Annotated in this window: 18 protein-coding genes and 1 riboswitch; of the genes, 7 read left to right on the top strand and 11 right to left on the bottom strand. The window is 67.1% G+C overall.

Translation table 11 applies throughout. From position 1 onward, the window contains the following. Positions 1–61 precede the first annotated feature (61 nt). Positions 62–847, top strand: a complete 786-nt coding sequence (locus C7449_RS12375; RefSeq protein WP_108003085.1) for a TSUP family transporter — start codon at positions 62–64, stop codon at positions 845–847. Positions 848–1,234: 387 nt separating this feature from the next. On the opposite strand, the gene cobO is transcribed toward C7449_RS12375, so the two are convergent. The 9 genes from cobO to C7449_RS12420 form a co-directional block, all read right to left on the bottom strand. Further along, positions 1,235–1,846, bottom strand: a complete 612-nt coding sequence (gene cobO / locus C7449_RS12380; RefSeq protein ID WP_108003220.1) for a cob(I)yrinic acid a,c-diamide adenosyltransferase — start codon at positions 1,844–1,846, stop codon at positions 1,235–1,237. A gap of 61 nt (positions 1,847–1,907) precedes the next feature. Next, on the bottom strand, positions 1,908–2,294 hold the full coding sequence (locus C7449_RS12385; protein ID WP_108003086.1) for a GFA family protein: 387 nt from the start codon (positions 2,292–2,294) through the stop codon (positions 1,908–1,910). Further along, on the bottom strand, positions 2,291–6,073 hold the full coding sequence (gene cobN, locus C7449_RS12390; protein WP_108003087.1) for a cobaltochelatase subunit CobN: 3,783 nt from the start codon (positions 6,071–6,073) through the stop codon (positions 2,291–2,293). The genes C7449_RS12385 and cobN overlap by 4 nt, the downstream gene beginning before the upstream one ends. 282 nt (positions 6,074–6,355) lie before the next feature. Continuing rightward, complete coding sequence (gene cobW / locus C7449_RS12395) at positions 6,356–7,414, bottom strand: cobalamin biosynthesis protein CobW (RefSeq protein WP_108003088.1); 1,059 nt, start codon at positions 7,412–7,414, stop codon at positions 6,356–6,358. Positions 7,415–7,417: 3 nt separating this feature from the next. After that, the gene (gene cobU / locus C7449_RS12400; protein ID WP_108003089.1) at positions 7,418–7,945 is read right to left on the bottom strand and encodes a bifunctional adenosylcobinamide kinase/adenosylcobinamide-phosphate guanylyltransferase; all 528 of its coding nucleotides are present in this window, start codon (positions 7,943–7,945) and stop codon (positions 7,418–7,420) included. Continuing rightward, on the bottom strand, positions 7,942–8,745 hold the full coding sequence (locus C7449_RS12405) for a CbtA family protein (protein WP_108003090.1): 804 nt from the start codon (positions 8,743–8,745) through the stop codon (positions 7,942–7,944). The genes cobU and C7449_RS12405 overlap by 4 nt, the downstream gene beginning before the upstream one ends. A 12-nt stretch (positions 8,746–8,757) precedes the next feature. Then, positions 8,758–8,934 carry a CbtB domain-containing protein gene (locus tag C7449_RS12410; protein ID WP_108003091.1) on the bottom strand — a complete coding sequence of 59 codons (177 nt, stop codon included), beginning with the start codon at positions 8,932–8,934 and terminating at the stop codon, positions 8,758–8,760. A gap of 46 nt (positions 8,935–8,980) precedes the next feature. Then, a riboswitch (cobalamin riboswitch) is annotated at positions 8,981–9,295 on the bottom strand. A 107-nt stretch (positions 9,296–9,402) separates the two neighbouring features. After that, positions 9,403–11,250, bottom strand: coding sequence for a peptidoglycan-binding domain-containing protein (locus tag C7449_RS12415; protein ID WP_108003092.1), 1,848 nt, complete (start codon positions 11,248–11,250; stop codon positions 9,403–9,405). Between the two features lie 172 nt (positions 11,251–11,422). Then, positions 11,423–12,880, bottom strand: coding sequence for a cobyric acid synthase (locus C7449_RS12420; protein WP_108003093.1), 1,458 nt, complete (start codon positions 12,878–12,880; stop codon positions 11,423–11,425). Positions 12,881–13,112: 232 nt separating this feature from the next. Between C7449_RS12420 and C7449_RS21775 the strand changes: the two genes are divergently transcribed. The 5 genes from C7449_RS21775 (at position 13,113) to bmt (ending at position 18,309) form a co-directional block, all read left to right on the top strand. Continuing rightward, the gene (locus C7449_RS21775; protein WP_170115867.1) at positions 13,113–13,256 is read left to right on the top strand and encodes a hypothetical protein; all 144 of its coding nucleotides are present in this window, start codon (positions 13,113–13,115) and stop codon (positions 13,254–13,256) included. 659 nt (positions 13,257–13,915) lie between these two features. Then, positions 13,916–14,914, top strand: a complete 999-nt coding sequence (locus tag C7449_RS12425) for an ABC transporter substrate-binding protein (RefSeq protein WP_108003094.1) — start codon at positions 13,916–13,918, stop codon at positions 14,912–14,914. A gap of 241 nt (positions 14,915–15,155) precedes the next feature. After that, positions 15,156–16,064 carry an ABC transporter permease gene (locus C7449_RS12430; RefSeq protein WP_108003095.1) on the top strand — a complete coding sequence of 303 codons (909 nt, stop codon included), beginning with the start codon at positions 15,156–15,158 and terminating at the stop codon, positions 16,062–16,064. Further along, on the top strand, positions 16,057–17,109 hold the full coding sequence (locus C7449_RS12435; RefSeq protein WP_108003096.1) for a quaternary amine ABC transporter ATP-binding protein: 1,053 nt from the start codon (positions 16,057–16,059) through the stop codon (positions 17,107–17,109). The genes C7449_RS12430 and C7449_RS12435 overlap by 8 nt, the downstream gene beginning before the upstream one ends. Positions 17,110–17,289: 180 nt before the next feature. Then, entirely contained in the window at positions 17,290–18,309 is a 1,020-nt protein-coding gene (bmt, locus tag C7449_RS12440) for a betaine--homocysteine S-methyltransferase (protein ID WP_108003097.1), read from the top strand. Between the two features lie 184 nt (positions 18,310–18,493). Here the strand turns inward: bmt and C7449_RS12445 are convergent, their stop codons facing one another. Continuing rightward, positions 18,494–19,633 (bottom strand): aminotransferase class I/II-fold pyridoxal phosphate-dependent enzyme, encoded by a 1,140-nt coding sequence (locus C7449_RS12445; protein WP_108003098.1) that lies wholly within the window; start codon positions 19,631–19,633, stop codon positions 18,494–18,496. A 1-nt stretch (position 19,634) separates the two neighbouring features. Continuing rightward, on the bottom strand, positions 19,635–20,279 hold the full coding sequence (locus C7449_RS12450; protein WP_108003099.1) for a helix-turn-helix transcriptional regulator: 645 nt from the start codon (positions 20,277–20,279) through the stop codon (positions 19,635–19,637). Between the two features lie 175 nt (positions 20,280–20,454). Between C7449_RS12450 and C7449_RS12455 the strand changes: the two genes are divergently transcribed. Continuing rightward, positions 20,455–20,805, top strand: a complete 351-nt coding sequence (locus C7449_RS12455) for a hypothetical protein (RefSeq protein ID WP_108003100.1) — start codon at positions 20,455–20,457, stop codon at positions 20,803–20,805. The last annotated feature ends 13 nt before the right edge of the window (positions 20,806–20,818 follow it).

Below are 20,818 nucleotides of genomic sequence, written 5' to 3' on the forward strand. Positions count from 1 at the left end.
TGCATTTGTTGCGCGCTTCTGACAAAGGAAGCCCATCACTCCTGCCTCCCCGGACATCTCCGTGATCGATCTCGCCTTCCACGTCCTTCTGCTGCTGTTTCTTGCCGCCTTCATCGCCGGTTTCATCGATTCGATTGCCGGCGGCGGCGGCATGATCACCATTCCGGCGATGCTGCTCGCCGGCATCCCGCCGCTGCAGACGCTCGGCACCAACAAGCTGCAGGGGCTGTTCGGTTCGGGCTCGGCGACGCTCGCCTATGCGCGTGCGGGTCACGTCAACCTACGGCAGCAACTGCCGATGGCGACCTTGTCGACCATCGGCGCGGCTCTCGGCGCCGTCCTTGCGACGGTGCTGCCGGGCGACGTGCTGAAGGCCGTGCTGCCCTTCCTGCTGCTCGGCATCGCCCTCTACTTCGCGCTCAAGCCGAACATCGGCGACGTCGACAAGCATCGGCGGCTGGCGGAAGCCGCGTTCACCTTCACCGTCGTGCCGCTGATCGGCTTCTATGACGGCGTGTTCGGGCCGGGCACCGGGTCGTTCTTCATGCTCGCCTTCGTGACGCTCGCCGGCTTCGGCGTGCTGAAGGCGACCGCGCACACGAAGCTGTTGAACTTCGGCTCCAACATCGGCGCCTTCGCGGTCTTCCTCGCCTATGGCGTCATCCTGTGGAAGATCGGCCTGATCATGGGCGCCGGCCAGTTCCTCGGCGCGCAGGCGGGCTCGCGCTTTGCCATGAAACGGGGCGCGAAGATCATCAAGCCGCTGCTGGTCGTCACCAGCATGGCGCTGGCGGTCCGCCTGATGGCGGATCCCGCAAACCCGCTGCGGGTCTGGCTCGGCTGGTAGGCCGGCGGCCAAGACTGCCGCCCTTCACCTGCCTGCCGGCATCCTCTCCCCGCAGGCGGGCGAGGAGCGATGGGCGCGGCGCTTTCTTTTTCTGCAACAGGCTCGCGCCTTGTCGCATTCTCCCCGCTCGCGGGGAGAACATTCCAGGGGAATGAGGGCGCTTGCGCCCGAGACTGCCGTCAGAGTTCTGCACCGATGATACCCGGGCGGAACGGCTCTGGCTCGGCTGGTCGACCGGCGGCAGAGCTTCCGCCCCGCACCTGCCTGCCGGCATCCTCTCCCGCAGGCGGGGCGAGTGGGCGCGACGCCTTTGCCCCTGCTCAACGATGGACGCTTGCCCCTTCCCCTACTGCAGGGGGATGAGAGGCATTGCGCGCGGAGCCGACGTCAGAACTCGACGCCGATCTGCGCCTTGATGCCGGAGCGGAACGGGTGCTTGATCAGTTCCATCTCGGTGACGAGGTCGGCGATCTCGATCAGTTCTTCCTTGGCGTTGCGGCCGGTCAGAACGACATGCGTCATGTAGGGCTTTTCGGTTGACAGGAATGCGACGACCTCGGCGACGTCGATGTAATCATAGCGCAGCGCGATGTTGATCTCGTCGAGCAGCACCATCGAGTTGCGCTCGTCGCGGATCAGTTCCTTGGCCTTCTCCCAGGCTTTCTGGGCCATCGCGATGTCGCGGGCGCGGTCCTGGGTCTCCCAGGTAAAACCCTCGCCAAGCGTATGGAACTGGCAGAGATCGGAGAAATGCTTCTCGATCAGCTCGCGCTCGCCCGTCAGCATCGCGCCTTTGATGAACTGCACGACGGCGCAGGGCTTTCCATGGGCGATGTGGCGGAAGATCATGCCGAAGCCGGCCGTCGACTTGCCCTTGCCCTTGCCGGTGTGGACGATGACCAGACCCTTTTCGTCGGTCTTCGTCGCCATAATCTTTTCGCGCGCCTGCTTCTTCTTCGCCATCTTCTCCGAGTGGCGGGCAAGCTCGGCTTCGGTCATCCCAGTGTCGGGCCCGGTCTCGGTGACGGTTTCGTGGTCGGTGTCGCTCATCGCATGCTCCTCAATCGTGCTTGGGCAGGTCGTCGTCGCAGGCAAGCCACGCGACCCGTTCGCTCCAGAACCAGTGCCTGTTGACCTCCACGCCGGACGCGTCCTCGAGGGCGCCGACAAAGAGATCGATCTCCTCCGGCCGCTCCGCCGTCTCGTAGCTCATCGGCGAGCCGCAGGCGATGCAGAAGCCGCGCGAGACGCCGGGCGAGGAGGCGTAGTGGCGCAGCGTGTCGCCGTCGAACACCACGTCCTTCCTGGCGACGCTGAAAAAGGTCGTCACCGGCGACGAGGTCGCCCGCCGGCAGCTCTCGCAATGGCAATGGCCGGCGCGGATCCCCGGACCGGAGACGCGAAAGCGCACCGATTTGCACAGGCAATGTCCGGAAAGCTCGGTCATGACGCCCTTCTTTTCTCGGCGATCATCTCCAGCTCGAACCTTGCCGAGTTCGAGCGCGGCGACCACAGCCGCCGGTCGATCGCCTCGACCAGCCGATCGGCCATCTCCTTCAGGGCCGCGGGGTTCTTCTCGAGCATGAAATCCCGGACCCGCTCGTCGAGAATATAGGCCCGATAGACCTCTTCGAAATGGTGATCCTTGACGGCACCGGTGGTCGCGGCGAAGGCGAACATGAAATCGACGGTGGCGGCGAGCTCGAAGGCACCCTTGTAGCCGTGGCGCATGACGCCGTCGATCCATTTCGGATTGACGACGCGGGCGCGCACCACCCGGCCGATCTCGTCTTCGAGGGTGCGCACGACCGGCTTTTCCGGCCGCGAGTGGTCGTTGTGGTAGACGGTCGGCTGGGCGCCGGTCAGGTGCGCCACCGCCGCCGCCATGCCGCCCTCGAACTGGTAATACTCGTCGCTGTCGAGCAGGTCGTGCTCGCGATTGTCCTGGTTCTGGACGATCGCCTGCAGGCTTTTCATCCGCGCCTCCAGCCGGTCGCGGCTGGAAACGTCCTCGCCCTCGCCGCCATAGGCATGCGCGCCCCAGGCAAGCCAGGCCTCGGCGAGGTCGCCGCGATCCTTCCACAGGCCCTCGTCCATCATCGTCTGCAGCCCGGCGCCATAGCTGCCGGGTTTTGCCCCGAACACGCGATAGCCGGCCTGCGCCCGCGCCTCGCCCTCGCTGGCGCCAGCCGCGGCGAGACTTGCCGCCTCGGCGCGCATGCGGGCGGCGATCGGGTTGTCCTCGTCGTCCTCGTCGAGCGCGCCGATGGCGCGCACCGCCCGGTCGAACAGGGCGATCTGCTCGGGGAAGGCGTCGCGGAAGAAGCCGGAAATCCGCAGCGTGACGTCGACGCGCGGCCGGCGCAGCATCGCCGGCGGGATGATCTCGTAGCCGGTGACGCGGCGGGACACCGTGTCCCAGACGGGCTTGGCGCCGATCAGCGCTAAGGCCTGGGCGATATCGTCGCCGCCGGTGCGCATGTTGGAGGTGCCCCAGGCGGTGATGCCGAAGGAGATCGGCCACTCGCCGTGGTCCTGGGCGTAGCGCGTCACCAGCAGTTCCGCCGATTTCTTGCCGAGCTCCCAGGCGGCAGGCGTCGGCACGGCGCGGCTGTCGACGGAATAGAAATTGCGCCCGGTCGGCAGCACGTCCGGCCGGCCGCGCGTCGGCGCGCCGGAGGGGCCCGGCTCGACGAAGCGCCCGTCGAGGCCGCGCAGCAGCGCCGCCATCTCGGCTGCACCGCAGGCCTCGATGGACGGCCGGATCGCAGCTTCGACCTGGTCGAGCACGGCGCGGGTGGCGGTCCAGCCCGCCGGGCATGGCAGTTCGTTGCCGACCAGCTTCGCTGCCAGCAGCTCGATGCGCTCGACCGTGTCGCCGGCGGTGCGCCAGGGGGCCTCGGTTTGCTGCGCGAGGATTGCGGGTCTGGGGCCGGTCCACGAGTCGGAGGGGGTGCAGTCGAGCGGGTCGAAGGCGAAATCTGTCGCGGTTGCTTCCCGCACCTTGCCACGGCCAGAAAACGCATCCGCCGCGATCGCCCGCTGCAGACTGGCGTCGCCGCCTTCGCCGAGGCCGCGCGGCACCCGCGCCAGCGCCAGCGTCAGGTCGGTCAGGAGCCGCCCGGACGGCGAGACGCCGAAGATGTGCAGGCCGTCGCGGATCTGCATCTCCTTCAGGTCGCAGAGATAGGCGTCGAGTTTCTGCAGCGCCGTCTCCTCGCCATCCGACCTGGTGATGCCGGCGTCCTGGTCGAGGCCGATGTCGCGGACCAGATCGATGATCTGCTTGCTGAGAAGCCGGATGCGGCGCGGATCGCCGCCGGAGGCGTCGTAGTACTCGTCGACAAGCGCCTCCAGGTCCTTCAGCGGCCCGTAGGTCTCGGCGCGCGTCAGCGGCGGCGTCAGGTGGTCGATGATGACGGCGGCGGAGCGGCGCTTGGCCTGGGTGCCCTCGCCCGGATCGTTGACGATGAAGGGATAGAGATGCGGGACCGGCCCGAGCACCGCTTCCGGATAGCAGGCTTCCGACAGCGCCAGCGCCTTGCCCGGCAGCCATTCGAGGTTGCCGTGCTTGCCGACATGGACGATCGCATGCGCGCCAAAGACCTCGCGCAGATGGGCGTAGAAGGCGAAGTAGCCGTGCGGCGGCACGAGGTCCGGCGAGTGGTAGGTATCCTTCGGGTCGATGTTGTAGCCGCGCGCCGGCTGGATGCCGACCAGCGTCTCGCCGAAGCGGGCGAGCGGCAGGGCGAAAACGTCACCAAGGACGAACGGGTCGCTCTCCGGGACGCCCCAGCGGGCCGTGACGGCCTCCTGAACCGGTTTGGGAAGAGAGGCGAAGAACGCTTTGTAGCGATTCAGGGAAATGGTTTCGCGGATCTCGCGCCCATCGCCCGCTGCATTGGTCGGCCCGGCCATCAAGTGCGCCATCAGGGCGTCGCCGTCGGCGGGCAGATCGCCGGTGACATAACCGCCGGTGCGCATCGACCGCAAAATTTCCAGCGTGCCGGCCGGCGTATCGAGGCCGACGCCGTTGCCGAGGCGGCCGTCGCGGTTCGGATAGTTGGCCATGACCAGCGCGACGCGGCGCTCTGCGGCCGCCGTCCGGCGCAGCCGCGCCCAGTTGGCGGCAAGGCGGGCGGAGAAGCGGATGCGGTCCTCGACCGGCTCGAGGCCGAGGATGTTGGTCTCGACCTCGGCGTCCCAGCGGGCCGCCGACTTGAAGGAGACGGCGCGGGCCAGCACCCGGCCATCGACCTCCGGCAGCGAGACGTTCATTCCGAGGTCGCGCGCCGTCAGCCCTTGACCCGAGCCTTCCCACGCGGCGCGCGAGGAGCCGGAAAAGATCACCTGCAGCACCTGCGCGCCGCCCTCGTCGAGCACCGTGGCCTTGCGGTTTGCGCCAGGCGCCGAGACGGCGAAGCTGGTGGCATTCAGCACCACGTCCGGCGGGGCCGCGGCAAAGGCCGCCCGCAGGGTTTCGATCGAGGCGGGATCCTTGAGGCTGGAGACGAAGACCGGCAGCGCCCTCACGCCCTCGGCGGCCAGAGCCTCGATCAACAGCTCGACCGGGGCGGTTGCGCCGCTCTGGACATAGGCGCGGTAGAAGCAGATGGCGACCGTGGGGGCCGCGGAAGGCACGTGGCAAAGCCCGGCCCAGGTCTCGACGTCGACGACGCCCCTGCCCGGCCACCAGATGCCCGCCTTTTCCAGCGGCGTCGCCGCTGCCGGTTTTTCGCCGCCAAAGACGAGCGCGTCCGCATAGGCGAGGAAGCGGGTGGCGTTGTCCGCCCCGCCCTCGGTCAGGTAGGCCCACAGAGCGAGCCGGTCTTCCTCGGCGATGCGGTTGAACGCCGCCAGTCCCTCGTCCGGCCGGTCGTCGCCCGGCAGCGACACCAGGGCAATGTCGTTGGCCACCGCGGTCGCATGCAGCGCTTCGAGCACGTAGCGGAAATAGCTGGCGCCGCCGAGGGCGCGGATGACGATCAGCTTCGCATGCCGCGCCGTGCGCTCGACATAGGTGTCGACCGACATCGGGTGGGAGAGCGAGGCGAGGCTGGCGAGCCGCAGCCGCGTTGCCGTCTGCCGGCCGCGGTGGGCGGCGGCGATCGCGGCAAGCTCGGTATCGGCGGCGGACAAAAACAGCACGTCGCCCGGCGACTGGCCGAGGTCGATCGCCTCCTTGCCGTCGGCGATCGTGCCTTTCTGGGCTAGGAGAAGGTGCATGGGTGCCCTCCACGGGATTGAAGCTCGGGACAGACCCTGTCGATCAGCCGGCGAGCGCCCTCGCAGGCGGGGTTATTGCGTCCGAGTTGTCGCGATCGCAGCCGACGCCATCTTCCCGCCAGAAAGAGGGCCGGAGCGGGTGCGGGGCGGTGAGCGGGAGCTGGGGCACGCGCTGGCGCCTCGCGCCGCCCCCTCATCCGGCCCTGCGGGCCACCTTCTCCCCGCTGGGGAGAAGAAGGAGCCGGTATGCGATCGCCCTGCCCCTGAAACACGGCCTCGACCTCAGTCCGCCGCAGCGGCGACGGCGGCGCGAATGGCGGGCTCGTCGATGTCGTGCAGGCCGATGACGACGAGGCGGGTGCCGCGGGTCTCGCCGGACTTCCAGGCGCGCTCGAAATACTGGTCGATGCGGCTGCCGACGGCCTGGATCAAGAGGCGCATCGGCTTGCCGGGCACGTCGGCAAAGCCCTTGAGCCGCAGGATGTCGTGCTCGGCGATGACGGCCTTCAGCCGCTCGACGAAGGCGGCCGGATCTGCGACGGCGCCGACTTCGACGACGAAGCTTTCGAACTCGTCATGGTCGTGGTCGTGCTCCACGTCGTTCTCGTGCTCCAGGTCGTGATGCGACTTGCGGTTGGCGATGTCGTCCTCGGAGCCGACGCCAAGGCCGAGCAGGACGGCGGCGGCGACCTCGCCGTTCTTCGCCTCGATCATCGTCGGCTTGCGGGTGATGCGCGAGGCGACCTCGTCGCGCACCATCTTCAGCCCGGCGGCGTCGATCAGGTCGGTCTTGTTGAGAACGATCAGGTCGGCTGCGGTCAGCTGGTCCTCGAACAGCTCCTCCAGCGGGCTCTCGTGGTCGAGGTTGTCGTCCTCGACGCGCAGCGCGTCGACCCGGTCATGGTCGTCGGCGAAGCGGCCGGCGGCGACGGCGGCGCTGTCGACGACGGTCACGACGCCGTCGACCGTCACCTGCGTCTTGATCTCCGGCCAGTTGAAGGCGGCGACGAGCGGCTGCGGCAGCGCCAGCCCGGAGGTCTCGATGACGATGTGGTCGGGGCGGTTCTCGCGCTCCAGCAGCTTCGACATGGTCGGGATGAAATCGTCGGCGACGGTGCAGCAGATGCAGCCGTTGGTCAGCTCGATGATGTCATCCTCGGTGCAGGCTTCGGCACCGCAGCCCTTCAGCACGTCGCCGTCGACGCCGAGATCGCCGAACTCGTTGATGATCAGCGCGATGCGCTTGCCGTTGGCGTTCTGCAGCAGGTTGCGGATCATCGTCGTCTTGCCGGCGCCAAGGAAGCCGGTGATGACGGTGGCGGGAATCTTCTGCTGGAGCATGGCTCAACCCTTCATTTTCAGCGGCAGGCCTGCCGCGACAAAATAGACTTCGGTGGCAAGCTGCGCCATCTGCTGGTGCAACCGGCCGGCGTGGTCGCGAAATTCGCGCGCCATCTTGTTGTCCGGAACGATGCCGAGGCCGACCTCGTTGGAGACGAAGACCAGCCGCCCGGGCGCCGTCACGACGGCTGCGGAGAGATCGTCGAAGGCCGCCGGTATATCGTGGCCTTCGAGCATCAAGTTGGTGACCCATAGGGTCAGGCAGTCGACGAGGAGGACGCGATCGTCGCGAGCGGTGTCGTTGATGCGTTCGGGCAGCGCCAGCGGTTCCTCGTGGGTGATCCAGCCGTGGCTGCCGCGCTGGACCTTGTGCTGCTCGATGCGCTCCCGCATCTCCTCGTCCCAGGCCCGCCCGGTGGCGATATAGTGCTTCGCAAGGCCGGTCCCGGCGACCAGCTTCTCGGCGAATGCAGATTTTCCGGAACGGGCACCGCCCAGAACCAGGACGGCTCCGGGCGATGTCGTTTTCATCGATCAGCCTTTGCGATCTTCTCGTTGGCGAAGCCGAGCGACAGGCCGAGCACGATCCAGAAGAACAGCGTCGTGGCGAGCGCGGCGACGGCGAACTCGGCTCCGAGCACGGCCGGCACATTGCTGGTGATGTCCGCCGGCTGCGGTGCGCCATAGACGTGCGGTGCAGCGATCAGGACGATGCCGGCGACCTTGGCGGCCAGCCCGTCCATCAGGATCAGCAGGTAGAGCCCGCCCGCCGAAAGCGCGACGGTCGCCATCCACCAGACCTGGCGGTCGGCCAGTTCGGCAGCCGGAAAGCCCGGCAGTTCCGGCGGCAGGCCGATGGCCGGCAGCAGATGCACCGCAAGCCACCCCGCAGCCCCCCACAGCGCGCCATTTGCGACCGTGATCGGGTTGCCGGATACGAGGCTGACGCCTGCAAGAAGCAGGGCGAAGCCGGCGCCGGCCACCAGATTGGCAAAGAGCGTGCCGGAGAACCGGCTCATGCCGAACATGATGCCACCCTCGTCATCGTGCGCCTCGCCGCCATGGGCATAGGCCACCGAAACCGGCGACAGATAGCCGGCGACTTCGGACAGGACCGCACCGATGTCGAGCGCGGAGTGCTCGTGCGTCGAACCGGGCTGGGCTTCGGGGGGCTGGGCTTCGGTACCCGCCGGAGCAGGCGCGGCTTCCCCGCCCTCATACTCCTCGGCGTGGAGAATGAGCGGAATCACGCGCGCCTCCTGGGCGGCCGTCATCAGCGCGCCGGAGAACAGCCCGGCCACCAGAGCGGCCAGGAGATATTTGACGATCATGTCACCCCCCCCTTAGTGGCAGGGGAAGCCGTAGGCGTGACGGGTGTCGTGGGCCGTATCGTGCAGGACCGACGAGTTGGCCAGACCTGCGCCGAACACCAGGAAGGCGCCGAGCAGCAGCGCGGTGATGCCTGCGAAGAGACGATCGTTGAGCGAGAGGGAATTCGAGGAAACGTGAGAAACAGCCATGACAACCTCCGTGCTGGCAGCGGGGAACATCCCCAGGGTCGGGCACGATGCCCTTCATTGGCCGGCAGGTCTCCTGGCTCGCGGCGTCAGGCGCATGTGCGCCGGCGGCATGTCCTCGCCTTCCCGGGTGAAAGCGGCATGAAGAGCGGACGATTCGTAGACATAGAGGCGTCCAGCCCCGGTTCATCATGCCGCCACCCAGTGGCTTTGCCGGATCGTTCGACCCGGTCGGACAGGCCTCGCCACTCTACAGTCGCGGGGTCGGCCGTGATTAGGGCGCCCTGATTGGGTCCACCCGTCACGTTCCCATTTACGCGCCAATCCGTTCCCGGACCGGCGCACCATCCAATGCTGCGATGATTATGTCCGTCGGATGCGGAAGTCAACCGACGGGCCGCGCCATCCATCATCCGGAATCCGGCGTCGGCGACCGTGCCCGCGACAGGTCATCAGGCCGGGTGGCGGCCGCTAGTAGCCCGGGCCGCTGGGATAAAGCCCGCCGCGATCGGCCGGACGGTCGTAGTATCCGTCGACGGGCCCCTCATAGTAACCGTCCGCCGGCCCTTCGAGATAGTATTCGTTGCCGTAGTAGGGATCGCGACCGTAGTCCTGGACGGCGCGCTGGCGCTTGCGGTTTTCGGCGAATTGGGCGGAATCGCGCAGCTGCAGGAACTGTTTGCGGCTCAGGTAACCATCGGCGCGAAGGCCGAGCGAGCGCTGCCAGGCCGCGATGGCGGCGCGCGTGCGGGGACCGAACACGCCGTCGGCTCCGCCCGTGTCATAGCCGAGCGCGTTCAGGTAACGCTGCGTCTGGGCACGGATGCCGGTCTCAAGCCACGCCTCGCGCACATCCGGCGGGGTCTGGTAGACCTTCGGGGCCTGCGCCGTCGACCGGGGTTGCGATGGTTGCGGAGCCGCGGGCTCCGGGGCAACGCCGCTGCTTCTGTCGGCTTCGGCAACCGAGTTGCCCGTATCCAGTTTGCCGGTCGCAACGTCGCTGCTGTTCGCCTCGGCGCCGGAGGCAGCCTCGCTCTCCTTTGTGACGGCTGCGAGGCGCTGCCGCGCATCGGCGGCAAAGCGGCCGTTTGGAAATTCGTCGAGATATGCCCTGTAGGCGTCGCGGCTGCCGTTCAGGATGGCACGGCTCCAGCTGTTGTCCTCGCGACGCGCGAGGCGCTTGGCGGCCTCCGCGTCTGCTTCGTTGGCGGCCGTTGCGTCGGCTTCCTTGGAGGCCATGGCATCTGGAGCTGCGGGCGCTTCAGGCCCGGACTTTGCGGCTTCGCCGGCCGGAGCGGACTGCGCAGCGGAATTGTCCGGCACGTCGGCCGACTTCGCGGTGTCGGTCTTGGGCGATGCCTCCGGCCCGGTGGGAAGCGCCTCGGTGTCGAGTGCATCGGGGCTGTCCGGCGATGCCGGCTGGCCCGACGTGGCGACCTGGTCTTTCGCCTCGGCGTTGTCACGGGCGACCTCTTCGGCTTTCAGGCGCGCCGCCGCGGCCGCCTCTTCGGCCCTGGCGCGCTCGGCTTCGGCCTCGGCAAGCGCCGCCTCGGCACGCGCCCTGTCGGCGGCAGCGGCATCGGCCTTCGCCTTCGCCTCGGCCGCAGCCCGGGCCTCCTGTTCGGCCTTCAGGCGCCCGGCCTCCGCTGCCGCTTCGGCCCGCTTGCGTTCCGCCTCCGCGGCTGCCTGTTCGGCTTCCGCCTTGGCCCTGGCTGCCGCCGCCTGGTCAGCCTTGGCCTTCGCCTCGGCCGCAGCCTTGGCCTGCTCTTCCGCCTTGCGGTGCGCCTCTTCCGCCTTTTCCTGCTGCTCGGCCCTGCGCCGCTCCGCCTCGACTGCCTCCGCTTCGCGCTTGCGTTGGGCTTCCGCAGCCTGCCGCTGCGCCTCGGCCTGCGCCTTTTCCGCGGCGACCTTGGCCTCCTGCTCGGCCTTCAGTCGCTGCGCCTCGGCGGCCTTGGCTCTTTCCTTCTCGGCAGCAGCATCTTCGGCAGCCTTTGCGGCAGCGGAAGCCCTGCCCGCCGCATCGTCGGTCGTTCCGGTCGTCTCCGGCGAAGGCTTTTCGACGCCGGCCGCATTGAGTTCGGCAAGCCGCAGCCGGGCCATCGAGGCGAAGGTCCCGTTCGGGTATTGATCGAGATAGTCCTGATAGCCGGCCGGATCGCTGCTGGCGGAAACCTTCTGCCACATTGAGAATTCGGACTCCCAGCGCTTGCCGGCACTGACCGGCGGTTTCGTGTCCGCCGCCTGGACCGCCGCTCCGCCGACCAGCGCAAGGCCGAGCAGGCCGGCCAATCCGATTTTTGCGAAACGCGCGTGGGTCATCCCCTACTTCCTTTCGATCTCATCCAACGACATCCGCGGCAGGGCAGCGGCGGACAGCACCGCAGAGCCACTGGCATGAAATTCCGGCACAACTTTGGTTATCGATCATAACCCAATATGCCGGCGCTCGCTGTAAAAGACGTCTCTCAGCGGATGAATAATCGAGCCGGGTTTAGGTTCCCAGGAGCGTCGAGAGCCAGGCCGGATCAAGCACCGCCTCGAGTTCGGCTGCCACCCCGTCCAGCGCCGCATCCACCGCGCCGCGATAGTCGAAGCCGCCGCCGGTGATCCCGAACTCGGCCAAGAGCCCGGCCCGGAACGGGTCGCTCGACAGCAAGCCGTGCAGGTAGGTGCCGAAGACGCGTCCGTCCGGCGAGGTCGCCCCGTCCGGGCGACCGTCGATCGCAACGGCCGGCCGCGCGCAATCGGCCCCGGTCGTCCGGCCGAGGTGGATTTCGTAACCCTCCAGCGGCACGTCGTAGCGCAGCGAGCGGGCGGCGCTGTTGCGCACGGTCTTTTCCGGCGCCATCTCGGTCTCGACGTCGAGGAAGCCGAGCCCCTCGACCTCGCGCTCGTTGCCCTCGATGCCATGCGGGTCGCTGACGCGCCGGCCGAGCATCTGGTAGCCGCCGCAGATGCCGATGATCCGCCCGCCGCGGCGATGATGCCGCTCCAGGTCGCGGTCCCACCCTTGCGCGCGAAGATCCTTCAGGTCGGCGATGGTCGCCTTGGACCCCGGCAGGACGACGAGCCCGGCGTCGGACGGGATCCGCTCTCCGGGCCGGATAAACACCAGTTCGACGTCCGGCTCCTGCCGCAACGGATCGAGGTCGTCGAAATTGGCGATCCGTGACAGCACCGGCACCGCCACCTTCAGCGCGCCCGGCCGGCCCGCCGCCAGCCGCTCCAGCACCACCGAATCCTCGGCCGGCAGTTGCGCGGCGTGCTTGAGCCACGGGACGACGCCGAAGCAGGGCCAGCCGGTGTGCGCCGCAATCGCCCGGATGCCGTCGTCGAAGAGGGTGACGTCCCCGCGGAACTTGTTGATGAGATAGCCCGTCACCATGGCGCGGTCTTCCGGCGCCAGGATCGCCTGCGTGCCGACCAGCGAGGCGATCACCCCGCCGCGGTCGATGTCGCCGACGAGCACCACCGGGACCCCTGCCCGCGTGGCAAAACCCATGTTGGCGATGTCGCCGGCCCTGAGGTTGATCTCCGCCGGCGAGCCGGCGCCTTCGACCACCACCAGGTCCGCACCGCCGCAGACCGTTTCGAAGCTCTCCATCACCGCCCCGAGCAGCCGCGGTTTCAGGGCCTGGTAGCCCCTCCCCTTCGCCTGGCCGAACACCTTGCCCTGCACGACGATCTGGCTGCCGGTTTCGGACTGCGGCTTGAGGAGAACGGGGTTCATGTGCACCGACGACGCGGTGCGGGCCGCCAGCGCCTGCAGCCACTGTGCCCGGCCGATCTCACCACCGTCAGCCGAAACGGCGGCGTTGTTGGACATGTTCTGCGGCTTGAACGGCCGCACCCTCAGCCCGCGATTGGCGGCGATCCGGCACAGCCCGGCCACCAGCACCGTCTTGCCGACATCGGAGCCGGTTCCCTGCAGCATGATCTTGCGTGTCATGCGTATTAACTAGCATCGCACCCGGCAGCCGCAAAGTCCCGAAAGCGCCGCCATTCTGCCGCGTTTCAACACGCGCCGCCGTCTTTGAAGACGCCTGGACAGTGCCTTGCCGCCGGGCATCCTGATTGCGACATTCAATGCCGGGAACGGCTGGGATTTCAGCAATCCGTTGGCCTACATCTCTGCCTGAAAGCGACGGCGCGATGGGCGCCGCGCAAGAGGGATCGAGACCATGCTGTACATCTTCAGCAAACCGAATTTCGTGCAGATCGCATGGCATGGCCGGGCGCCGCAGGTCCAATCGCGCGTGCGCAACCTCATCGCCGAGGCCCCGGCCGGGCCGCTCGGCGTCATACGCACCCGCAGCGTCGGCTGAGGCGGCTGCCGGCACGATCAACCAACACGCTCGCCCCACGGCGGAGGCGCTTTTTTTGCTGCACTGATCTGAGGCGGGGCCGGCCGCAGCGGCGCGATGCGCGGCCGCGGCCATCCTGAGCACGGACGATGCCGAAAATGCTTTGCCCCGGGACGCACTACCTGATCCGGGGCCCGGCTTGGCTGCCGTGACGAGATAGATAACCGCACATCGTTACCGGATCGTTATTGAGAGATTAAGCCTTGGTAAATCCGTGCGAATTAGGCGCGCAACGCGGCGGCCCTGCCGCTGCCGCAGACCGGCGTCCCGCCGCCGGCCCTCTCGCGCGCATTGCCTGTCGGCCGCTCCGGCTTGCGACGACGGTGCCGGACCTAAGACGCGCCAATGATAAAGGTGCCGTTGCAAATACCCAAGTTCACGACCGCAAGGTTGATTTCTCCGTCGGAAACCGTAGGCTGAACAGGGCGATACTATGCGTTCGCCCCATGAAAGGGTTCCGCCGTCGATCGACAGGAACGGACCTCGCTGCCAACAGGCATCGACATGCCTGACCTGCCCGCCGGGAAACCGCACGACTTCGTTACGCCCGGCAGACAGGAGTGCAGTCCCTGCCCCGCCATACATTAATACTGCATCTGAGACTGGGAGGTCACAGGACCATGAAGACGCTGCTCGCTTCAACCATCGTCGCCGCCGCCCTGTACGCCAGCACAGGCCTTGCGCAGGCTGCCGATTGCGGCAGCGTTTCGATTGCGGAGATGAACTGGGCATCGGCCGGCGTTGCCGCACAGGTCGACAAGCTCATTCTCGAAAACGGCTACGGTTGTACCGTCACGCTGGTTGCCGGCGACACCACGCCCACCTTCGCCTCGATGAACGAGAAGGCAGAACCGGACATGGCGCCGGAGTTCTGGGTGGATTCGGTACGCACGGCGCTGGAAGCGGCGGTCGCCGAAGGTCGCCTGATCAAGGCCGCGCCGCTGCTTTCCGAAGGCGGCGTGCAGGGCTGGTGGATTCCCAAGTTCATCGCCGACGCACATCCGGACATCAAGACGGTCAACGACGCGCTCAAGCATCCGGAGCTGTTCCCGGCACCTGAAGATCCCTCGCGGGCGGCCATCTACAACTGCCCGGCCGGCTGGAGCTGCCAGATTTCGACCGCCAACCTGTTCAAGGCACTCGAGGCGGACAAGGCCGGCTTCGACCTGGTCGACACCGGCTCGGCGGCAGGGCTTGACGGGTCGATCGCAAATGCCTTCGAGAAGAAGATCGGCTGGCTCGGCTACTACTGGGCGCCCACGGCCATCCTCGGAAAGTACGAGATGACCAAGCTGTCCTTCGGTGTCGAGTTCGACAAGAAGGAATGGGATGCCTGCACCGCCGTTGCCGACTGTCCGCAGCCCAAGGTCAACGGCTATCCGGTGGCCGAGGTCACCACGATCGTGACGAAGCAGTTTGCCGAAAAGGCGGGCGTGGCCATGGACTACGTCAAGACCCGGCAGTGGGACAACCAGACGGTCAGCAAGGTTCTTGCCTGGATGGCCGACAACCAGGGCACCAACGAGGACGCTGCCAAGTACTTCCTGCAGACCTATCCGGACCTGTGGACGACCTGGGTCAGCCCGGAGGTTGCCGCCAAGGTCAAGGGTGCGCTCTGACCGGATCGGCGCAACGGCATCGCGGACCGGTGTGCTGCCGGCCGCATCGCCGCGTTAAGGCGAATCCGCGCCGATACGGTAATTTAAAAAGCAAGGTCGCAATCAGCACAAGAAAGCAGCCCGCCTAGCGTGTAAGAAGGCTGCGTGTCGGAGAACAGAACAAGAGCCGCCAGGAGCGGCGCCCGGCACACTGCGACGGAGATGGCGCGACGGCGGCATCCGGCAGAACAAGGGGATCGAGATGGCATTGTGCGACAACATGCCAGCAGTGGTTTGCAGGTTTCCCGCCTTGAGCGATTCCACGATTCGTGGCGGTCGCAAGGTGATCGACGAAGGATTCAAGGGGCTCGTACGTTCATATTCGTCGATCATCGACGCGGCCGTGCAGCCGCTGCAGACGTTCCTGAACTTCCTTGAGCGGCTGTTCGTCACCTCGCCCTGGCCGATCGTGCTGACGGTGATGCTCGTGGTCGTCTATTCTTGCAGCCGCAGCCAGAACGTCACCATCGGCACCGCCGCCGCCATGCTGTTCATCGGCCTGTTCGGCCTGTGGAACGACGCCATGGTGACGCTGGCGATGACGACGGTCTGCACCCTGTTCGCCGTGGTGCTGGGCATCCCGATCGGCATCCTCATGGCGCGCTTCGACCGGGTCCAGTCCTTCGTCAATCCGGTTCTCGACGTGATGCAGACGATGCCGAGCTTCGTCTACCTCATCCCCGTCGTGATGGTTTTCGGCATCGGCAAGGTGCCCGGCATGATCGCCGTCGTCATCTACGCCATCCCGCCTATGATCCGGCTGACCAACCTCGGCATCCGCCTCGTAGACCGCGAGGTGCTGGAGGCGGCGGACGCCTTTGGCTCCTCGAGCTGGCAGAAGCTGAAGAATGTCCAGTTCCCGCTCGCCCTGCCGACGATCATGGCGGGCATCAACCAGACGATCATGATGTCACTGGCGATGGTCGTCGTCGCGTCGATGGTGGGCGTCGGCGGCCTCGGCAAGAACGTGCTCGGCGCCATCAACAATCAGTTCTTCACCGTCGGTTTTCTCAACGGCTTCGCACTCGTCGCGATCGCCATCATTTTCGATCGGACCAGCCAGGCCTACGGCAAGCGGCTGCAAAAGCATACGGAGGTAGTACATGGCTAGTCACGCAATCGAAATCAGGAACCTTTACAAGATCTTCGGCCCGAACGGCGTCGACTTTATCGACCGGGTGAAGGCCGGCATGTCGAAGTCCGAACTGAACGAGAAATACGGCCATGTGCTCGGTCTGCAGGACATCAACATCTCCATGCCGGCCGGGGGCGTCATGGTGGTGATGGGCCTGTCCGGCTCGGGAAAGTCGACCCTCATCCGCCACATCAACCGGCTGATCGAGCCGACCGCCGGCGAGGTCCTCTACGACGGCGTTGACGTCTGTCGGATGAACGAGGCCGACCTGCGCGATTTCCGCCGCCACAAGACGGCGATGGTGTTCCAGAAATTCGCCCTGCTGCCGCACCGGACCGTCATCGAGAACACGGTCTACGGGCTGGAGATCCAGGGCGTGCCGGCCGCCGAGCGCCAGAAGCGGGCCCGCCACTGGATCGAACGCGTCGGGCTTTCGGGCTTCGAGAACCACTATCCCAACCAGCTTTCCGGCGGCATGCAGCAGCGCGTCGGGCTGGCGCGGGCATTGACCAACGACGCCGACATCCTGCTGATGGACGAGGCCTATTCCGCCCTCGACCCGCTGATCCGCGTCGACATGCAGACGGTCCTGCTCGAACTGCAGAAGGAATTGAAGAAGACCGTGGTGTTCATCACCCACGACCTCGACGAGGCGCTGCGCCTCGGCGACAAGATCGCCATCCTGCGCGACGGTAAGGTCGTCCAGCAGGGTACCGGCCAGGAGATCGTGCTGAACCCCGCCGACGACTACATCACCGCCTTCGTCAAGGAGGTCAACCGCGGCCGCGTCATCAACGTCGAAACGATCATGACGCCGCTGGCCGGCAATCCGGAAGGCATGCCGATCGCCGCAGGGACGGTGCTCGAGGCGGCAGCCCGCGCCATGACGGCGGCCAACCAGACGATAGCCCATGTCGTTGACGCATCCAACCGGCCGATCGGCTCGATACCGCTCGCGGCGATCATCGCCTCCATGGTCACGCCGGCCGAGCACGACCAGCACGCCCAGGCCGCAGCCTGACGCGTAACGGCGTGCGAAAGGCGGGGGCGTCCGTGCGGCGCCCCTTTTGTATTTCGGTGCGCATCCGCCCGTCGCGCTTGCGTCGATATAAACAAATCTTTATATCGTTAAATCATTTCCCACCGTCCCTGGACACAGACCGCCGCACGTCAGGGCCGGCCCGCAACGAAGGACCGTTCGATGACGACCGAGACCAATGCCCTTGCTGCCCTGCTTGCCGAAAAGCCGTTCCTGCTGGCCGATGGCGCGACCGGGACGTCCCTTTTCGCCATGGGGCTGGAGGCCGGCGAGGCACCGGAGCTTTGGAACGAGGCCCGGCCGGAAAGCATTACGAAGCTGCACCAGGACTTCGTCGAAGCCGGCGCCGACATCATCCTGACCAACACCTTCGGCGGCACCCGCCACCGGCTGAAGCTGCACAAGGCACAGGACCGAGTCTTCGACCTGAACAGGCGCGCCGCGGAGATCGCCCGCGCGGTTGCGGATGCGGCGCCGCGCAAGGTCATCGTCGCAGGCTCCGTCGGTCCGACCGGCGAACTGCTCGTCCCGCTCGGGGCGATGACCTACGACGATGCAGTAGCCGCCTTCGCCGAGCAGATCGAGGGCCTCAAGGCCGGCGGCGCCGACGTCGCCTGGATCGAGACCATGTCGTCGCCGGACGAGATCCGCGCCGCGGCCGAGGCGGCCGTGAAGATCGGCTTGCCGTTCGTCTATACCGGTTCGTTCGACACGGCCGGCAAGACGATGATGGGCCTGCATCCGAAGGACATCCACGGCGTGGCCGGCGACATCGGCCAAGGTCCCGTTGCGGTCGGCGCCAATTGCGGCGTCGGCGCCTCCGACATCCTGTCATCGCTGCTCGACATGACCGGCGCCGATCCCTCGGCGACGATCGTCGTCAAGGGCAATTGCGGCATCCCCGAATACCGCGGCGCCGTGATATATTATTCCGGCACCCCGCCGCTGATGGCTGAATATGCACGTCTCGCCCGCGACGCCGGCGCCCGCATTATCGGCGGCTGTTGCGGCACCTCGTGCGACCATCTCGCGGCGATGCGCCAGGCGCTCGACGCCCACGAGCCCCGCCCCCGCCCGACGCTCGAGACGATCATCGAAGCAATCGGTCCGCTTCGCAACAAGTCGGCAGACGAGGCCGCATCCGCGCCGACCCGCGAGCGCGGCCGACGCGCCCGGGTCTGACGCCGACATCCACCCCATAAATCAGCCGTCCAGCCTAACGGCGGGCGGCTTTTTGCTGGTGTCATCGAAAATTTCCCGCGGCCGTCAGGGCGGCGGGCGATGAACCGAAACCGCTCCGGCCTCATCGCTCATCCAGCTTGCTGAGAGTGCCCGCAGGCGGATGAGGCGCCAGCCGCGGCGAATCTCACCGTCCGTAGGCCGTCTTCAGGAACAGCCGCCAGGCATCGAGCCCCGGCTGCATATCCTTCCGCCCGGTGCCGATCCGGAAGCGGTCCTGCGGCACCGGCAGGAGGTCGGATACGAAGAGGCTGGAAGGCAGCAGCAGCACGCCCGCCTCCTCGACCAGCCGCCGGCAATGCTCTTCCACGCCGTCCTGCCCGCGATAGCGGACGAAGCCGACGCAGCCGTCCGGTGCGCTCCAATCGTAGAGATCGGCGTAATCGGCGAAGAAGGCGGTGAGCGTGCGGGCATTGGCGGCGCAGAGGCCGCGCGTGCGGTCGAGGATGGTACGGCGGGCCTTCAGGGCGATGCGCGCCAGCACTTCCGAGGGCCGCGCGTTGCAGATCGACAGGTAATGCTTCATCCGCTCCATGCGCTGCAACAGCGCGTGGTCGCGGCTGGCGATCCAGCCGATGCGCAAGCCCGCCAGGCCATAGGCCTTCGACATGACGTTGAGCGACACGCCCTTTTCATAGACCTCGGCCGCCTGCGGCAGGCGGCGCGCCTCGTCGCGCTCGAGGCCGTGATAAACCTCGTCGCTGAAAAGATGAATGCCGCGCGCGCGGCAGAGTTCGACGAGGTCGGCAAAGATCGGTCGGTCGAGGACGACGCCGGTCGGATTGTTCGGAAAATTGACGGCGATCAGCTTCGTTTCCGGGCGAAGGGCGGCGCGAACGTCGTCGAGGTCGAGCTGCCAGCCGTTCTCGGGCCGCAGCGGCACGCCGGTCACAGCCCCTGCCACGGTGACCGGCAGCGTCTCCATCGACTGGTAGTTCGGCACCGTGACGATCGCGTGATCGCCGGGCCCGAGCAGCGCCAGCATGGCGCAGTAGAGCCCCTCCTCCGCCCCGGCGAAGGTGAGGATGTCGGCGCCGGACAGCCCCGCATAGGTCGAGGCGATGGTCTCACGCAGATCCGGCGTGCCCCAGGTCGGCGTGTACCCGAGCGCCATCTGCTCCCAAGCGGCTCGGTCTTCCTCATCGGCCAGTGCCAGCAGTTCGCGCAGCGTCAGGGTCTCCGCGTCGCTGGCGGCCATGTTGAAACGGGCGGTGAACTCCCAGCGCGAGAAGTGGGTTTCCAGGCGAAAATCGGGAAGCGTGGTCACGTCATGGTTCCTTGTTGGCGCTCGCGCGGCGTGCGTCGGCGAGGTAGTTGTAGATCGAGGCGCGGGAGGTGCCGGTCAGGCCGGCGAGGTGTTCGGCGGCATTGCGGGTCTTGAACAGGCCGCGGCGGTCGAGTTCGGCCACAAGCGCCACCCTGTCGGCCCGCTTCAACGCCGGAAGCGACAGCGCTCGCTCCCTGAGCCAGTCGTGCAGCGCGGCGTTCATCGCCTCGCGCCAGTCGCCGGAAAAGAGCGAGGTCGGCTGCGGCGCTGGCGTGCCGGCGAAGGCGGCAAGCAGCCGCACCGCCTCGTCGAGGCGCGAGATGTCCATGTTGATGCACAGCAGTCCGGCCGGCAGGCCATCCAGACCAGGCAGCACCGCCGTCACCGATTTCAGCCGGCGACCGTCGGTTCCGGTCTTCTCGTACGGCCCGAGCAGCGTTGCGCCGGCGGGATCTGTGAAATCGCCCTCGACGAGGGATTCCATCCCGGCCCGGCGGCCGGAGAAGGCATTCCAGATGCCGGCGATCCGGCCGGTCGACAGGTCGTGCAGCACCACTTCGGCGTGGGGATGGAGCAGCGCACAGATCGCCGCGGCCGAAGGGCCGTGGAGGATCGTCAAGCAGGCGGGCGAATCTGTCTGGAGCATGGCGGCACACTTACCGAATCTATACGTATTGTCAATTTTAGACTTTACGTCTTATGAGTAGCTACGCGGCCAAGCCAATGCCGCTCCCGCTGCAATCACCACCTTCGGGCGCTTGCACGCTCGCCTCCCCCATCCTATCCCGATGGCACAGGAGATTCGCAGGGGAGATCGGGACATGAACGCAGGAAATGCCAGCGTGCCGCAAGGCCGCGAGACGATCGCGGAACGGCTTTCGGCGTTGCGCGAGGACGACCGTTCGTTCCTGGCCATGCTGATGGAAAATCCCCTGCAGGACGAGGATCTCGTGGCCGGGCTCGAACTCCACCTGCACCGGGCCGCGGAGGCCCGGTTCCTCAATGCGCTGAAGCTGGAGAAGCTCGGCGAGTGGCTCGGCAACGCCGCGCCGGCGCGCCTGCAGATGCGCCTGATGGAGGCCGCGCGCTCGAGCCAGCACGCCGCCTACCAGGCGTTTCGCGCCGGCTTGACCCGCTCCGGCGGCCTCGCCAAGGCCTATCCGGAGGCCTGAGGTCCCCTGAACG

Source organism: Mycoplana dimorpha (assembly GCF_003046475.1).
GTDB lineage: Bacteria > Pseudomonadota > Alphaproteobacteria > Rhizobiales > Rhizobiaceae > Mycoplana > Mycoplana dimorpha.

Coding starts and splice junctions, on each gene's coding strand:
- C7449_RS12425 (WP_108003094.1), top strand. CDS start 13,916: ATGAAGACGCTGCTCGCTTCAACCATCGTCGCCGCCGCCCTGTACGCC.
- C7449_RS12385 (WP_108003086.1), bottom strand. CDS start 2,294: ATGACCGAGCTTTCCGGACATTGCCTGTGCAAATCGGTGCGCTTTCGC.
- cobO (WP_108003220.1), bottom strand. CDS start 1,846: ATGACCGAAGCCGAGCTTGCCCGCCACTCGGAGAAGATGGCGAAGAAG.
- cobN (WP_108003087.1), bottom strand. CDS start 6,073: ATGCACCTTCTCCTAGCCCAGAAAGGCACGATCGCCGACGGCAAGGAG.
- C7449_RS12405 (WP_108003090.1), bottom strand. CDS start 8,745: ATGATCGTCAAATATCTCCTGGCCGCTCTGGTGGCCGGGCTGTTCTCC.
- C7449_RS12420 (WP_108003093.1), bottom strand. CDS start 12,880: ATGACACGCAAGATCATGCTGCAGGGAACCGGCTCCGATGTCGGCAAG.
- C7449_RS12450 (WP_108003099.1), bottom strand. CDS start 20,279: ATGCTCCAGACAGATTCGCCCGCCTGCTTGACGATCCTCCACGGCCCT.
- C7449_RS12410 (WP_108003091.1), bottom strand. CDS start 8,934: ATGGCTGTTTCTCACGTTTCCTCGAATTCCCTCTCGCTCAACGATCGT.
- bmt (WP_108003097.1), top strand. CDS start 17,290: ATGACGACCGAGACCAATGCCCTTGCTGCCCTGCTTGCCGAAAAGCCG.
- cobU (WP_108003089.1), bottom strand. CDS start 7,945: ATGAAAACGACATCGCCCGGAGCCGTCCTGGTTCTGGGCGGTGCCCGT.
- C7449_RS12435 (WP_108003096.1), top strand. CDS start 16,057: ATGGCTAGTCACGCAATCGAAATCAGGAACCTTTACAAGATCTTCGGC.
- C7449_RS12430 (WP_108003095.1), top strand. CDS start 15,156: ATGGCATTGTGCGACAACATGCCAGCAGTGGTTTGCAGGTTTCCCGCC.
- C7449_RS21775 (WP_170115867.1), top strand. CDS start 13,113: ATGCTGTACATCTTCAGCAAACCGAATTTCGTGCAGATCGCATGGCAT.
- C7449_RS12455 (WP_108003100.1), top strand. CDS start 20,455: ATGAACGCAGGAAATGCCAGCGTGCCGCAAGGCCGCGAGACGATCGCG.
- cobW (WP_108003088.1), bottom strand. CDS start 7,414: ATGCTCCAGCAGAAGATTCCCGCCACCGTCATCACCGGCTTCCTTGGC.
- C7449_RS12415 (WP_108003092.1), bottom strand. CDS start 11,250: ATGACCCACGCGCGTTTCGCAAAAATCGGATTGGCCGGCCTGCTCGGC.